Below are 14614 nucleotides of genomic sequence, written 5' to 3'. Positions count from 1 at the left end.
TTATTATAAGGGTATGTTACCATGTTTGCGATTAGGTAAATTCTCTTTTTTTGTTTTAAGTACGGCAAAAGCTTTCAATAATTTTCGTCTGGTATTTTTAGGAAGTATAACCTCATCAATAAAACCACGTTTGGCCGCCTCATAGGGGTTTGCAAATTTTTCTGCATATTCTTTTTCTTTTTCAATTATTTTGTCCTGTGGATTTTCGGCTTGGGCAATTTCATTTTTAAAAATGATTTCACTAGCACCTTTAGCACCCATAACTGCTATTTCAGCTCCTGGCCATGCAAAATTGAAATCAGCTCCAATATGTTTAGAGTTCATTACATCGTATGCACCACCATAGGCCTTTCTTGTAATGACCGTTACTCGAGGTACTGTTGCCTCACTTAGTGCATAGAGTAGTTTAGCTCCATTTACAATAATACCATTCCACTCTTGATCCGTACCTGGTAAAAACCCTGGCACATCAACTAATACTAAAAGAGGGATATTAAAGCAGTCACAAAACCGCGTGAATCGTGCAGCTTTTTTGGAACTTTTAACACCTAAAACACCAGCAAAGGAAATGGGTTGGTTTGCAATTATACCTATACTTTGTCCTCCCAGTCGGGCAAATCCAACAATAATACTCTCCCCATAGTGCTTATGGATTTCAAAGAAGGAATCTGTATCTATGATACCAGATATTACTTCATGCATATCATAAGGTTTATTCGGGTTGTCCGGAACAACATCGGATAACTCATTTCTTATTTCATCCTGTAATGTGACTTCTATGGGTAGTGCTGTTTCCGTATTGTTCTGGGGGATATAGCTTAATAATCTCTTAATGTCTTCAAGACATTCAACATCATTTGAAGATGTTAGGTGCGCCACACCAGATTTTATAGCATGGGTTTGTGCACCACCTAAGGCTTCACTGGTTACTTCTTCATTGGTAACCGTCTTAACCACATTGGGACCTGTTACAAACATGTAACTGGTGTTTTCTACCATTATTATGAAATCTGTAATTGCAGGAGAGTAAACAGCTCCACCGGCACAAGGTCCCATGATAGCCGATATTTGTGGAATGACCCCTGAAGCTTGAACATTTCTGTAAAATATATCCGCATAGCCACCAAGCGATCGAACACCTTCCTGGATACGTGCCCCTCCGGAATCGTTAAGTCCAATGATAGGAGCACCTACTTTTACTGCCATATCCATAATTTTACAAATCTTTTCAGCGTGGGTTTCCGAAAGCGATCCACCAAAAACGGTAAAATCTTGGGCATATATATAAACCAAACGCCCATGTATTGTTCCATATCCTGTAATAACGCCATCACCATAATAGATTTGATCTTGCATTCCAAAATCGGTGGTTCTGTGGGTAACCAGCAGGCCAATTTCCTCAAATGAATTTTCATCCATTAAATAATCAATGCGTTCCCTTGCTGTTAATTTTTTTTTCTCGTGCTGCTTATCAATACGACTTTGTCCACCTCCCAGCTTTGCTTGTGTAACTAATGTATTTAGTCTAGATATTTTTTTGTCCTTGGAATCCATATTTAGATATTAGGTAAACGTAAAATCTTTTGATCTTCTTTGTATAATCTGACTGCTATTAAAGCTGCTAATTTAGCTTCATTCCGAGCATTTTGCTGAAGTTGCTCCGGCAAGAAAAACTGTTGTACGAAATGAGTATCGAAATGACCTGTTTTAAAGGCCTCATGCTCACAAACAAATTTACCAAAAGGCAAAGTGGTTTCTACCCCTTCAATATGATAATTCTCTATTGCCATTAACATGATTTGAATAGCCTCTTCCCTTGTTTGTCCAAAAGTAATTAATTTTGAAAGTAAGGGATCGTAATATATTGGTATGTCCATGCCTTGTTCAAATCCATTATCCACACGAATCCCTTTACCAGTCGGTAAACTATAGGACTTCAAATGGCCAACGCTAGGTAAAAAATCATTTAGCGGATCTTCAGCATAAACGCGCAATTCGAGAGCATGGCCATTAATTTTTAAATCGTCTTGTCGTATTGGTAGTCTTTCACCCCTGGCCACTCTTATTTGGAGTTCAACCAAATCCACGCCTGAAATAAGTTCGGTAACAGGGTGTTCCACCTGTAAGCGCGTATTCATTTCTAAAAAATAAAAATTATGATCGGCATCCAAAAGAAACTCAACGGTACCTGCTCCCAAATAATTACAGGATTGAGCTACTTTAATGGCTGCTTCACCCATATTTTTTCTGAGTACGGGATTCAAAACAGAAGAGGGAGCCTCTTCAATTACTTTTTGATGTCGGCGTTGAATACTGCATTCGCGTTCAAAAAAGTGTAAAATATTCCCATGACTATCTGCCATAATTTGAATCTCAATATGGCGTGGTGAACGTACATATTTTTCTATAAAAACCGAACCATCGCCAAAAGCTGAAGTAGCCTCGCTTATGGCTCGATTCATTTGTGACTCTAAATCACTTTCCGTTTCTACAATACGCATGCCTTTACCACCCCCTCCGGCAGAGGCTTTAATTAGAACAGGATACCCAATATTATTCGCTATGTCTTTTGCCTTAGCAACATCTGTCAAGGCTTCATCTATTCCTGGAACCATTGGGATGTTATATTGTTTTACGGCTTCTTTCGCTGCAAGTTTATTACCCATAGTTTTAATGGCCTCGGATTTTGGACCTATAAAAATTATGGCATTGGCTTCACAAAGCCTGGCAAAAGAGGCATTTTCACTTAAGAATCCATAGCCGGGATGAATGGCATCCACATTTAAATTTTTAGCCACTTCAATAATCTTTTTGGCATTTAAATAGGATGATATGGATGGTGCCTCACCGACACAAACGGCTTCATCTGCAAATTTTACATGGGGCGAATTCCTATCAATAGCAGAATATATGGCAACCGTTTTAATATTCATTTTTTTGGCGGTTTGCATAATCCTAATAGCGATTTCACCTCTATTTGCTACTAATATCTTATCCATGTTGATGACTTTATTTAAGCTTTTATAACAGATTAATGAAGCATTGATTATTCGAATTCAATTAGTAATTGGTTCTTTTCAACGGAATCCCCTTTAATGGCGTTTATTGACTTTATAATGCCTTCAAATGGAGCGGTAATACTATTTTCCATTTTCATTGCCTCCAGTATCAATAGCGTGTCACCCTCTTTTACAAGTTGTCCACTTTGAGCAACTATTTCTAAAATTAAACCGGGCATAGGTGCATAGATTTTACCAACGTGAAGTTTTGAACCAATGTTGAAGCCCATTTGACTTATTAAGGCATCCAATTCATGTTTGATCTCCACCGTATACGTCGTATTATGAATAAGAATAGTATAAGTTTTAGAGAAGAAATCGGTTTTAAGGATGTGTGCACGATAAGATTTATGGTCATGGATAATATGGAGTTTATTTGGAGAAATGTATGCAACATTGAGGTTTATTGCAGCTTCCTCAGTCAATTCAAATTCCATAGAATCATTTACTTTAGTTTTGAATTCCATATGGCGCTAGTTCAATATGCTATAAATATAAGATTTAAAATGTAACCCGTACGTATCACATCTGAATTTCCCTCGTTAAATGTATATTGAAAAAAGGACCTGCTTTTTTAATAAAACACCAAACGTGGTCAATGCTTAAAAGTGTTACGTGTGAAAAGAATATTGAATATTGCACCAAAACCAAAGTGATCTAAAATGAGTGTTTTTTATCCCCTTCTTTACCAGGGACAAAACACATAATGCCTTGTTCAAAGACTATAAAAACATATGGTAAACACTGCAGTTAGTTCAGGTTTTGTTTGATTTCTTTTAACACGATTCTGTAATACTTCTTGTTTGAGGGTATAAAATGATTATTGAATGTACTGTTATCAAGAAGGGATTCAAATTCCGAAAAACTTACTAATTTAAGTTTTTCAACCTCATCCGGTTGAGGAATGAGTGCGGAGAGAGGCACCTGTAATTCGCAAATAAATGTATGATGTAATTCGTAATCTTTAATCCCATTGGGATACTCTTGAAAACATTCAAAAACACCAATTTTTTTAAGTTGTTCTTTAGTAATATGCAGACTTAATTCTTCTTGAGTTTCTCGTACAGCAGCTCTTATAACTGTTTCACCCGAATCAACATGCCCGGCAACAGAAACGTCCCATAGTAAAGGGCAAATGGTTTTTTTTGCTGAACGCTGTGATAATAATATACCATCAGGTTTCGTGTAAAACCATATATGCGCTGTATTATGGTAATATCCTTTCTGGTGGACAATAGATTTTAATTCCGATTTACCAGTTGGTATACCCTCCTTACTTACAATATCTATATATTCGTCCATTATAAATAATTTAGGTCAAATCTGGACTTGGGAATGATTATTTAAAGTAGCTGAAGGTTTCACCTTCTTTAATACTAAGCAAAGTTTCATAAATTAAACGGATGACATTTTCAACGTCATCACGGTGTACCATTTCTACTGTAGTATGCATATAGCGCAGAGGCAAAGAGATTAAGGCTGAAGCAACACCACCGTTACTGTAGGCAAAAGCATCGGTGTCTGTGCCGGTTGCGCGAGATAGAGCAGAACGTTGAAAAGGGATGTTCTTGGCTTCCGCAGTTTCAGTGATTAAATCCCGAAGTTTTTGTTGGACTGCCGGTGCATAAGCAATAACTGGGCCCTTACCAAGCTCCAAAAGACCTTCTTTTTTCTTTTCTATCATGGGCGTTGTGGTGTCGTGAGTTACATCCGTAACCAGCGCAACATTAGGTTTTATAGTTTGTGTTATCATTTCGGCTCCTCGTAAACCAATTTCCTCCTGAACGGAATTGGTAACATAAAGACCAAAGGGTAATGTTTTATTATTTTCCTTCAATAGTCTGGCGACTTCAGCAATCATGAATCCGCCCATCCGATTATCTAATGCCCGACAAACAAATTTATCCTTATTGAGAATATGGAATTCATCCGGATAGGTAATCACACAACCAACATGAACACCTAATTTTTCCACGTCTTCTTTAGTAGAACAACCGCAATCAATAAAAATATTATCCAATTTTGGAGTTTCTTCTTTAGCTTTGTCTCTTGTATGAATGGCAGGCCAGCCAAATACACCTTTAACTATACCATTTTTGGTATGAATATTTACTACTTTACTTGGTGCTATTTGATGATCGCTACCCCCATTTCTTATGACATAAATTAAACCGTTTTCAGAAATATAATTAACGTACCAGGAAATTTCATCAGCGTGACCCTCTATAACAACTTTATAGTTGGCCTTAGGGTTTATAACCCCAACAGCAGTACCATAGGTGTCAGTTATAAAATCATCTACATAAGGCTTTAAATAATCCATCCAAATTTTCTGACCGGTCCATTCATACCCTGTTGGTGCCGCGTTATTTAAATAATTTTCTAAAAATTCCAGTGATTTTTTATTAAGGACAGGCTTCTTTGTCATATTGAAAAATTTTGCACTAAAATACTAATATTAACTAGAATTAAGAGATTAGATTATAGAATTTACTCTTGTAATTTGAAAAAATTTTAAGGCTATAACTAAAGGTTTATATTTGGGGCGATAATACTTGAGAGGATATTATCATTGCCATAATTTTGAATGGCCCTTAGCAAAAGCAATAAACCTTTAAAATTGCTGTTTTGCATTTTGGAAATTGTTAATTTTGATATTGTAACAGCTCCAGATTATTTTATGAAGAATTTAATTATTATCACACTTCTTTTTCTCCCAATATTTGCTGTGGGACAGATTAGTGATGAAATTCAGGATACAACTGAGTATGAATATATTTTCATTAAAGGCGATTCCTTACCAAGAACCACTATTGATTTGGAAGAAGTTCTTCTTTTAAATAAACTAAAATTCAATAGTAGGAAAGATCGGATACGATATTTAATTCTGCGTAAAAAGACCTTAAAAGTGTATCCTTATGCTAAAATGGCTGCTGAAAGATTGGATTCCTTAAACAAGCGTTTAGAATTATTAACAAAACGAAGGGATAGAAAAAGGTACACTAAGATAATCCAAAGGTATATTGAAGGTGAATTTTCGGATGAACTGAAAAAATTGACTCGTACTGAGGGTCAGATATTGGTAAAATTGATACATCGGCAGACCGGAATGACAACTTTCGATTTGGTTAAGGAGTTGCGAAATGGTTGGCGTGCCTTCTGGTATAATACAACGGCGAGTATGTTTAATATTTCACTTAAAAAGGAATTTGACCCTTATAATGATAAGGAAGATTATCTTATTGAAGATATTTTACAGCGTAACTTTCGAAGCGGTGCCCTAGAGCCCCAGAAATCTGCTTTGAAATATGATTTTTATGAATTAACCGATAAATGGTTGTATACTGAAGCGCCGATCAACAAATAGAAGATTTATGATAAGCATTAATGAGGCGATTTCGATAGAAGATTATAATGTTATTGAACGTTTGGGAAACATTATTTGGCGTGAACATTATATTCCAATTGTAGGTGAAGCACAGATCGATTATATGCTTAAGAAATTTCAATCTGCCAATGCCATTGCTAATCAAGTTGCCAGTGGGTATTCCTATTTTTTGTTATACTATGATATGATTCCTGTGGGATATATCGCTATTCAAAAACATGTAGACACTCTATTTTTAAGTAAAATATATGTCTTAAGCAGGTATCGAGGTAAAAAAATCGGAAAAACAGCTCTAGAATTTATTGAAGTAAAAGCAAAAAATCAAAGGCTAAAAACAATTACTTTAACCGTCAACAAAAATAACTGCAACGCCATTAATGCTTATAAAAAATTGGGGTTTGACAATTTGGGATCCATAGTAACTGATATTGGTGAAGGTTTTGTCATGGATGATTATAAAATGGTCAAAACCCTCTAAGTTGTTTAGTTATTTCATAAAGTGCAATATTGGTGGCTTGAACGACATTCATACTGCTATTACTACCAAACATATCGATATGTATATTGACATCAGACCCTTTTATAATAGGTTCAGAAACTCCTAATGTTTCATCACCGACGATTAAAGCAATGGGGTTGTCATTTGAAAATTCAAATGCGTGCAATGGACGGCTCGTTGAAGTTATTTCTAATGTAATTATTAGGGCACCTTCCTTTTTTAAACGCTCTACCACAGGTAAAGTATATGGTTCCATTTTATAGTTCACTTTTTTTTCTGTGGCTCTGGATGTTTTAGTCATTTTTCTTCCCATGGAAATATTCTGGCCACAAAGAATTAAGGTTTGGACACCAAAAGCATCGGCAATTCGAAATAGGCTTCCAATATTGGGCCCATTGGAAACATTATCGCAAACTAAAGTGATTGGGAAAGTAAACGGCTTAAATTTAGTGTTGTAATGGGTAAGTTGCATATCAAATTTATTGAAAGCATCATAAATTATTAATCATTCAAAAGTAAAACATCATATCCAATATCTCAATTTTCAAAAGCATACTTTATAATATTAGCTCCCATTTTAAGGGCTTTTTCCCTTACATCTTCTGGGTCATTATGTACTGTAGGATCCTCCCATCCATCACCTAAATCACTTTCATAAGTAAACAGCAACACTAATCTTCCTTCGTGATAAATACCAAAAGCTTGTGGACGTTTTCCATCATGTTCATGAATTTTGGGAAGGCCATTTTTAAAGGGAAAAGCGATGTTAAAAATAATGTGATTAGCCGGGAGCTCCACAAGATCCTTATTGGGGAACACCTTTTTTAATTCTCTCGTGATAAACGGTTCCATACCGTAATTATCGTCAATATGTAAAAAGCCACCAGAAATTAAATAGTTACGCAAGTTTTCCGCATCTTCAACACTAAAATATACGTTACCATGGCCCGTCATATGAACCAAGGGATATTGGAAAATATCACTACTCCCAACTTCTACAGTTTCAGGTTTTACATTTAATTTTGTATTTATACGTTCATTGCAAAAGGAAATTAAATTAGGCAATGACGTAGGATTACTATACCAATCACCACCACCACTATATTTTAATACAGCCACCTCCTGTGCATTGAAATTTAAAAGTATGAAATTAAATAAAAGAATTAAGGCAATGCGTCTCATTTATTGATTTATAAAAGCGATTGAATGACAAGCTACAATGGCAGCCGTTTCCGTACGTAATCTGGATGATCCCAAAGTTACGGGAATAAAATTATTTTCGATGGCCATTTGAATTTCTTTTGCACTAAAGTCACCTTCGGGACCAATTAAAATAGTTGTTTTGTTTTTTGGGGTTATTTCCTGCTTTAAACGCTTACGTTCAGTTGCTTCACAGTGGGCTATCAACAATGTACCTTCAAAGCTTTGTGCCATAAAATCTCTGAATGAAATAGGATCATTTAGTTCAGGTAAATAGCTGTGGAGTGACTGTTTCATGGCCGACTGCAATATCTTTTCATAACGTTCAGTTTTAATGACTTTACGTTCGCTATGGTCACAAATTATTGGAGTTATGATATCTACGCCTATTTCCGTTGCTTTTTCTAAAAACCATTCGTATCGCTCATTTATTTTGGTAGGTGCAACGGCCATATGTAGCGTGTATGGCCTCTTATTTTGTAAAGTTTTATCTATAACTTGAGCTTTACATTTTTTTACATCTGATAATAAAATTTGGGCCGTAAATAACCAACCATTTCCATTAGTGATTTGTAAATGGTCTCCAGTATTTTTTCGCAAGACTTTTGTAATATGCCTGCTTTCAACTTTATCGAAATAAAACTCATTTGTGTCTTCGACTATGTCAGGATGATAGAAAAGTTGCATATGATTCAACAAGTTTATATTTTCAATCTGGCCGAAGCCGTAGTGTCTTGTGCGGAAAAATCTCCTTCCAGAAATTTCAAATAGCCTACAATGGCTATCATGGCAGCATTATCTGTGGTGAACTCAAATTTAGGCACATACGTTGTCCAACCAAATTTTTGCTCCCCATCTTTCAAAGCTTGTCGTATGCCTGAGTTTGCCGATACGCCCCCACCAATGGCAATATGTTTAATTCCAGTTTGCTTGGAGGCCAATTTCAGCTTATCAATCAGAATTCTGATAATGGTATATTGAATGGAAGCACATATATCATTAATGTTTTCTTTGATAAAATCAGGATTAATCTTAGTTTCTTTTTGTACAAAATATAGAATCGCTGTTTTTAATCCTGAAAAACTAAAATTTAAACCGTCAACCTTGGGTTTAGTGAACTTAAAGGCTTTCGGGTTCCCTAGTTTTGCCAGTTTGTCGATTTCAGGCCCTGCGGGATAGCCCAGACCTAAAATTTTCCCACTTTTATCAAACGCTTCTCCCACTGCATCATCAATAGTCTCACCAATTACCGTCATTTCAAAATAATGGTCAACTTCCACTATTTGAGTATGTCCACCAGATATGGTCATGGCCAAAAATGGAAAAGGAGGTTTACTATAATTTTCTTCCTCAATGTAATGTGCTAAAATATGGGCTTGCATATGGTTGACTTCTATCAATGGAATATCTAACCCATACGCTAAAGACTTTGCAAAGGACGTACCTACCAGTAAGGATCCCATTAAACCTGGACCACGTGTAAATGCTATTGCATTAAGATCATTTTTGGAAATTTTAGCCCGATTAAGGGCCTGGTCAACTACCGGAACTATGTTTTGTTGATGTGCCCTTGAGGCCAGCTCGGGAACGACACCACCATAGGCTTCATGAATTTTTTGATTGGCAATGACATTGCTCAACATTTTTCCATTATGAATCACAGCAGCCGCAGTATCATCGCATGAAGACTCTATTCCTAAGATGTAAATATTTTGTTCAGCCATTACTAAATTTTAGGCACAATAATTGTTAATTTTGAAAAAACAAATTCTGGTTTATTTAAATTTTTTACAAAACTAGTCTTTTTTTATTTTTTATACATTGAATAATGAGATCCTCTAAAATCTGGATCAGACATAACTTCTAGTGTACTTGTAAATAAATAATTTAACTTTGTAGAACATCAAAAAAATACTTAAAATAGCAACAAAATTAGCAGTAGTCATACTGTTACTCTTCATTATTTTGGTGTTGATTTTATCCATTCCTTCAGTTCAAACTAATTTAGGGAAGTATGTTACTAATAGATTGAACCAAGATTTCAAAACAAATATTAATGTTGGACGGGTGAGTCTACAATTTAATGGAGACGTCGAACTCAAAGACATCTATATTGAAGATTACAAGGAGGATACCTTGATTAGTATTCTAGAATTAAATACCTCAGTGCTAAGTTTAACCAATCTATATAATGGTAAATTGGTATTTGGCGATATCGATATTGAGGGTCTGGTTTTTAATATTACAAAATATAAAGGTGAAGCAGATACCAATTTAGATATTTTTGTTAAAAAGCTTGAAAGTGATAATCCTAGGAAAGAAAGAAGTCGTTTTTTGCTTTCCTCAAGTGATGTGTCCATTTATGATGGTATTTTCAAGCTGTACAATGAAAATAAAACGAACAAGCAAATACTTGACTTTAGTCACTTATATATAAATGCAACCAATTTTTTAATTAGTGGCAGCGACGTTAGTGCTCGTATTAATACTTTGGCTCTGGATGAAAGTAGGGGAGTAACCATAAAAAATATGATGACCAATTTTAAATATACCCTTACTGATATGACATTTGATGCTTTAGAGATAAAAACAGAAAAGTCTGTATTAAAAGGAGATTTAAAGTTTATGTACCAGCGTGAAGACTTACAGTTTTTTACCGATAAAGTAACTGTTAATGCCTCTTTCAGTGATTCCGATGTCCTGCTGGATGAATTAAATACATTTTATAATGAGTTTGGCACCAATCAACGCGCAAGATTTAATGTCGATATTTCAGGCACGCTTAATAATTTATATGTAAAAAATTTGGAGTTGAATACCAATAGAAGTACAAGAGTTTATGGAGACATTAACTTTAAAAATTTGTTCAATAAAGCGCCTAATAATTTTTACATGGCGGGAAAATTTAAAAATTTATCGTCAACCTATATTGATTTAAATGGAATGCTTCCCAATGTTTTAGGTGCGGCCATACCTTCGTCGTTTGAAAGATTGGGATACTTCACGATCGTTGGAACTTCAGAAGTTACATCTTCCAACGTCAAGGCAGATATAAAAATTGATACAGAACTGGGAATGATTAGGACCAATTTAGATGTATCTAAGGTAAATAGTATTGATAATGCAAAGTATATCGGAAAAATGAGCCTTGAAGAATTTGATTTAGGAAGTTTTGTTGAAGCACTGAAAATTGGAACAGTTTCTTTAAATTTTGATGTTAATGGTAAGGGATTTCTAACTGAAACTATAAATACAGAAGTTAAAGGCGATATTTTTAGTGCGATTTATAATGGATACGCTTATAAGAATACCAAAGTGGCAGGGACCATAAGAAATAAAATTTTCGATGGTAACTTAGTTACAAATGATAGAAATCTGGTATTTAATTTTAATGGTTTAGTCGATTTTTCTGAAGACATACGTAAATATGATTTTCAAGCAAAAGTTGATTATGCTAATTTAAAAGCTTTGAATTTTGTTAAGAATGATAGTATTTCACTTTTTGAAAGCGCAGTTAAAATGAATGTGAACGGCAGTAGTTTTGATGATGCCTATGGGAATATAGTGTTTACTAATACGACTTATAAAAATGAATATAACACCTATTTTTTTGATCGGTTTGAAACAAGTTCGAGATTTGTTGAAGGGGTTAGATATATTGATATCCACTCTCCTGATATCATTAGTGGCAGTATGATTGGTAAATTCCAGTTTAATGATCTTAAAAAACTTTTCGAAAATTCATTAGGAAATATATATACCAATTACATCCCCAATATGGTTAAAGACAATCAGCATATAGATTTTAACTTCACCATTTACAATAAAATTCTTGAAGTTTTTTTACCGGATATTCAGGTCGGAAAAAATACATTTATCAAAGGAACAGTAGAAAGTGATGCCAGGGAATTTAAATTATTGTTTAAATCCCCAGAAATTAAATTAGCTGAAAATTTGGTGCGCAATATAGAACTTCAGGTAGACAATGAAAACCCACTTTTTAACACCTACATCGAATTGGACAGTTTAAGTACAAAATATTATAATGTGTCGGATTTTCGTTTAATAAATGCTACACTGAATGATACCCTTTTCATGAGATCAGAATTTAATGGAGGTAAACGAAACAGCGATATTTACAACCTGAATTTTTATCATACTATAAACGAAGAAAATGAATCCGTAATTGGGTTTAAAAAGTCAGATGTAACCATTAAAAACAACAAATGGTTTATAAACGAAGAGAAAGATAGATTTAATAAAATATCCTTCAACAAAGCACTAACAACGTTTAATATTGATCAGTTAAAGGTTAACCACAATGATGAAGCCATAACATTATCCGGATTTGTACAAGATTCAACCCAAAAAGATATTAAGCTAAATTTTAAGAATGTAGACTTAGCTAAAATTACTCCGGATATAGATAGTCTATCACTGGCAGGCAATGTTAATGGCAAGCTGGATATTTTACAAAAGAACGGCAGTTATTTACCGAATTCAACAATAGTTATTGACGATCTAAAAATTAATAATTTTTTATTGGGTTCCTTCGATGCTTTAATTAAAGGGAACGAAACATTAACTAATTACAACATAAATGCGACAATAAAAAATGATGCATTTCAATCATTTAATGCTAATGGTGACATAAATGTAATAGGTAAGCAATCTTATATTGATCTTCATCTTGATTTTAATACATTCAATTTGATACCGCTAAATCCTCTTTTGCAAGGTGTTTTATCGGATATAAGGGGGGAGATTTCAGGAAGGGCAAATATAAAAGGGAACCTTAAAAGACCAGATGTAGAGGGTAAATTAGCGCTTAACAATGGAGGTTTAGGAATTCCTTATCTCAATGTAGACTATAAATTTAATAACAATGTTCAGGTCGCGTTAAAAGACCAAAGTTTTAATTTTCAAAAAATAAAACTTACCGATACGAAATACAATTCCAAAGGCGAGTTAAGTGGTTCATTAAGTCATGTTAATTTATCCGATTGGCGCTTGGATTTAAATATTGAGACACCACGCTTGTTGGTTCTGGATACTCAAGAGTCTGATGAATCTTTATATTTCGGAACAGGATTTGTTGGAGGGTCTGCCAATATTTATGGACCAACAGACCAGTTGACTATCAATGTTATTGGAGAAACTAAATCCGGAACTGTATTTAAAATACCCATTAAGGATACGGAGTCCTTTGGAGACAATACGTATATCCGATTTGTGACGAGGGAGGAAAAAGAAGCTAGAAAAAAAGGAGAATCCGTAACCTATAAACAAATTAAAGGTTTGGAGTTAGATTTCGATTTGGATGTTACTGAAGATGCTGAGGTAGAGATCATTATCGATAAGAATACGGGTCATTCATTAAAGGGAAGTGGAGTAGGAGGACTGTTGGTTGAAATAAATACAAATGGAAAATTTAATATGTGGGGAGATTTTTCGGTATTCAGAGGCGTTTATAATTTTGCCTATGGCGGTTTGGTTCAAAAAGAATTTATTGTTCAACCCGGTGGCACAATCGCCTGGGAGGGCGAACCATTGGATGCCATTATAAATATGGAGGCCATTTATAAGACGCAAGCGAATCCATCACCATTACTGGACAACCCTATTAATAGAAGTATCCCGGTTGAATTGATAATTAAATTGGATGGTGATTTAACACAACCCGATCCTGATTTTACATTTGATTTTCCAAATGTTAACTCTACGATAAAATCTGAACTTCAATATCGATTGGAATCTCAAGACGATAGACAAAACCAAGCCCTGTATTTACTCTCTACTGGGTCCTTTTCCAGAGGACTCAACCAGTTAAATTTTTCTGGAACAATAGCCGAGAGACTCAATGGGATTATCAATGGTATTTTTTCAAGCGGGGATAGTAAGTTCAATTTAGGATTAAATTATGAAGCTGGTCAAAATAGACCAGATTACCAAACCAATGATAGAGTCGGTGTAACTTTACAGACTCAAATTAGTGACAGAGTATTAATAAATGGAAAAGTAGGTGTGCCTATAGGAGGAGCCAGTGCCACAGAAACTGTAATTGCTGGAGATGTTGAAATAGACTTTTTATTAAATGAAGAAGGCACCTTAACCGCTAAAGTATTCAATAGAGAAAACAGTATACAGAATTTTGGAGAAGCCATCGGATATACGCAAGGTATAGGGGTTTCTTATAATGTGGATTTTAATACGTTTAAAGAACTCATTGAAAACTTATTTAAAACCTCAAAAAGCGCTGAAAAAAAAGAAATCTTCGAAGAAGAATCTGTTACTGAGTCCGATGCCCCATTACCGGAGTTTATAGAATTAAAATCCAATGACAAGGCTGAAAAATAGATTTTTTTGATTCGCATTCAACTATTTAATATTAACTATATTTGTTTTTCCGTAACTAAAACGTTATAGTTTTGAATAGTATTAAAATACTATAAATGCAGTAAATATATA

At 34.6% G+C, this 14614-nt stretch carries 12 protein-coding genes; 3 read left to right on the top strand and 9 right to left on the bottom strand.

Annotation, left to right across the window (positions count from 1 at the left end; translation table 11 throughout):
- Positions 1-3: 3 nt before the first annotated feature.
- From MR054_RS14415 to MR054_RS14395, 5 genes are all read right to left on the bottom strand, one after another.
- Entirely contained in the window at positions 4-1554 is a 1551-nt protein-coding gene (locus MR054_RS14415; protein WP_242158505.1) for an acyl-CoA carboxylase subunit beta, read from the bottom strand.
- Positions 1555-1556: 2 nt separating this feature from the next.
- Positions 1557-2999 carry an acetyl-CoA carboxylase biotin carboxylase subunit gene (gene accC / locus MR054_RS14410; protein WP_242087291.1) on the bottom strand — a complete coding sequence of 481 codons (1443 nt, stop codon included), beginning with the start codon at positions 2997-2999 and terminating at the stop codon, positions 1557-1559.
- Between the two features lie 47 nt (positions 3000-3046).
- On the bottom strand, positions 3047-3526 hold the full coding sequence (locus tag MR054_RS14405; RefSeq protein WP_242087289.1) for an acyl-CoA carboxylase biotin carboxyl carrier protein subunit: 480 nt from the start codon (positions 3524-3526) through the stop codon (positions 3047-3049).
- A 283-nt stretch (positions 3527-3809) separates the two neighbouring features.
- A complete protein-coding gene (locus MR054_RS14400; RefSeq protein WP_242158504.1) occupies positions 3810-4361 on the bottom strand; it encodes an NUDIX hydrolase in 552 nt (183 codons plus the stop codon).
- A gap of 37 nt (positions 4362-4398) precedes the next feature.
- Positions 4399-5487 (bottom strand): M42 family metallopeptidase, encoded by a 1089-nt coding sequence (locus tag MR054_RS14395; RefSeq protein WP_242158503.1) that lies wholly within the window; start codon positions 5485-5487, stop codon positions 4399-4401.
- A gap of 252 nt (positions 5488-5739) precedes the next feature.
- Between MR054_RS14395 and MR054_RS14390 the strand changes: the two genes are divergently transcribed.
- Positions 5740-6426: a DUF4294 domain-containing protein gene (locus MR054_RS14390; protein WP_242087351.1), complete on the top strand. Its 687-nt coding sequence runs from the start codon at positions 5740-5742 to the stop codon at positions 6424-6426.
- A gap of 7 nt (positions 6427-6433) precedes the next feature.
- Positions 6434-6925, top strand: a complete 492-nt coding sequence (locus MR054_RS14385; RefSeq protein WP_242158502.1) for a GNAT family N-acetyltransferase — start codon at positions 6434-6436, stop codon at positions 6923-6925.
- Here the strand turns inward: MR054_RS14385 and MR054_RS14380 are convergent.
- From MR054_RS14380 to tsaD, 4 genes are all read right to left on the bottom strand, one after another.
- Positions 6912-7418: a TrmH family RNA methyltransferase gene (locus tag MR054_RS14380; protein ID WP_242158501.1), complete on the bottom strand. Its 507-nt coding sequence runs from the start codon at positions 7416-7418 to the stop codon at positions 6912-6914. The genes MR054_RS14385 and MR054_RS14380 overlap by 14 nt on opposite strands.
- 65 nt (positions 7419-7483) lie before the next feature.
- Positions 7484-8128 carry a DUF4159 domain-containing protein gene (locus MR054_RS14375; protein ID WP_242158500.1) on the bottom strand — a complete coding sequence of 215 codons (645 nt, stop codon included), beginning with the start codon at positions 8126-8128 and terminating at the stop codon, positions 7484-7486.
- Positions 8129-8833, bottom strand: coding sequence for a 16S rRNA (uracil(1498)-N(3))-methyltransferase (locus MR054_RS14370; protein WP_242087277.1), 705 nt, complete (start codon positions 8831-8833; stop codon positions 8129-8131).
- Between the two features lie 14 nt (positions 8834-8847).
- Complete coding sequence (gene tsaD, locus MR054_RS14365; RefSeq protein WP_242158499.1) at positions 8848-9870, bottom strand: tRNA (adenosine(37)-N6)-threonylcarbamoyltransferase complex transferase subunit TsaD; 1023 nt, start codon at positions 9868-9870, stop codon at positions 8848-8850.
- A 343-nt stretch (positions 9871-10213) separates the two neighbouring features.
- On the opposite strand from tsaD, the gene MR054_RS14360 reads away from it, so the two are divergent.
- Positions 10214-14503 carry a translocation/assembly module TamB domain-containing protein gene (locus MR054_RS14360; protein WP_242158498.1) on the top strand — a complete coding sequence of 1430 codons (4290 nt, stop codon included), beginning with the start codon at positions 10214-10216 and terminating at the stop codon, positions 14501-14503.
- The last annotated feature ends 111 nt before the right edge of the window (positions 14504-14614 follow it).

The sequence above is a fragment of the Aestuariivivens sediminis genome (assembly GCF_022662105.1).
GTDB lineage: Bacteria > Bacteroidota > Bacteroidia > Flavobacteriales > Flavobacteriaceae > Aestuariivivens > Aestuariivivens sediminis.
The sequence above is the reverse complement of the archived record's forward strand: the minus strand, read 5'-3'. Positions and strand labels throughout refer to the sequence as shown.

What these genes read in the sequence shown, in the direction of transcription:
- MR054_RS14415 (WP_242158505.1), bottom strand. Translation starts at nt 1,554, where the DNA reads ATGGATTCCAAGGACAAAAAAATATCTAGACTAAATACATTAGTTACA.
- accC (WP_242087291.1), bottom strand. Translation starts at nt 2,999, where the DNA reads ATGGATAAGATATTAGTAGCAAATAGAGGTGAAATCGCTATTAGGATT.
- MR054_RS14405 (WP_242087289.1), bottom strand. Translation starts at nt 3,526, where the DNA reads ATGGAATTCAAAACTAAAGTAAATGATTCTATGGAATTTGAATTGACT.
- MR054_RS14400 (WP_242158504.1), bottom strand. Translation starts at nt 4,361, where the DNA reads ATGGACGAATATATAGATATTGTAAGTAAGGAGGGTATACCAACTGGT.
- MR054_RS14395 (WP_242158503.1), bottom strand. Translation starts at nt 5,487, where the DNA reads ATGACAAAGAAGCCTGTCCTTAATAAAAAATCACTGGAATTTTTAGAA.
- MR054_RS14390 (WP_242087351.1), top strand. Translation starts at nt 5,740, where the DNA reads ATGAAGAATTTAATTATTATCACACTTCTTTTTCTCCCAATATTTGCT.
- MR054_RS14385 (WP_242158502.1), top strand. Translation starts at nt 6,434, where the DNA reads ATGATAAGCATTAATGAGGCGATTTCGATAGAAGATTATAATGTTATT.
- MR054_RS14380 (WP_242158501.1), bottom strand. Translation starts at nt 7,418, where the DNA reads ATGCAACTTACCCATTACAACACTAAATTTAAGCCGTTTACTTTCCCA.
- MR054_RS14375 (WP_242158500.1), bottom strand. Translation starts at nt 8,128, where the DNA reads ATGAGACGCATTGCCTTAATTCTTTTATTTAATTTCATACTTTTAAAT.
- MR054_RS14370 (WP_242087277.1), bottom strand. Translation starts at nt 8,833, where the DNA reads ATGCAACTTTTCTATCATCCTGACATAGTCGAAGACACAAATGAGTTT.
- tsaD (WP_242158499.1), bottom strand. Translation starts at nt 9,870, where the DNA reads ATGGCTGAACAAAATATTTACATCTTAGGAATAGAGTCTTCATGCGAT.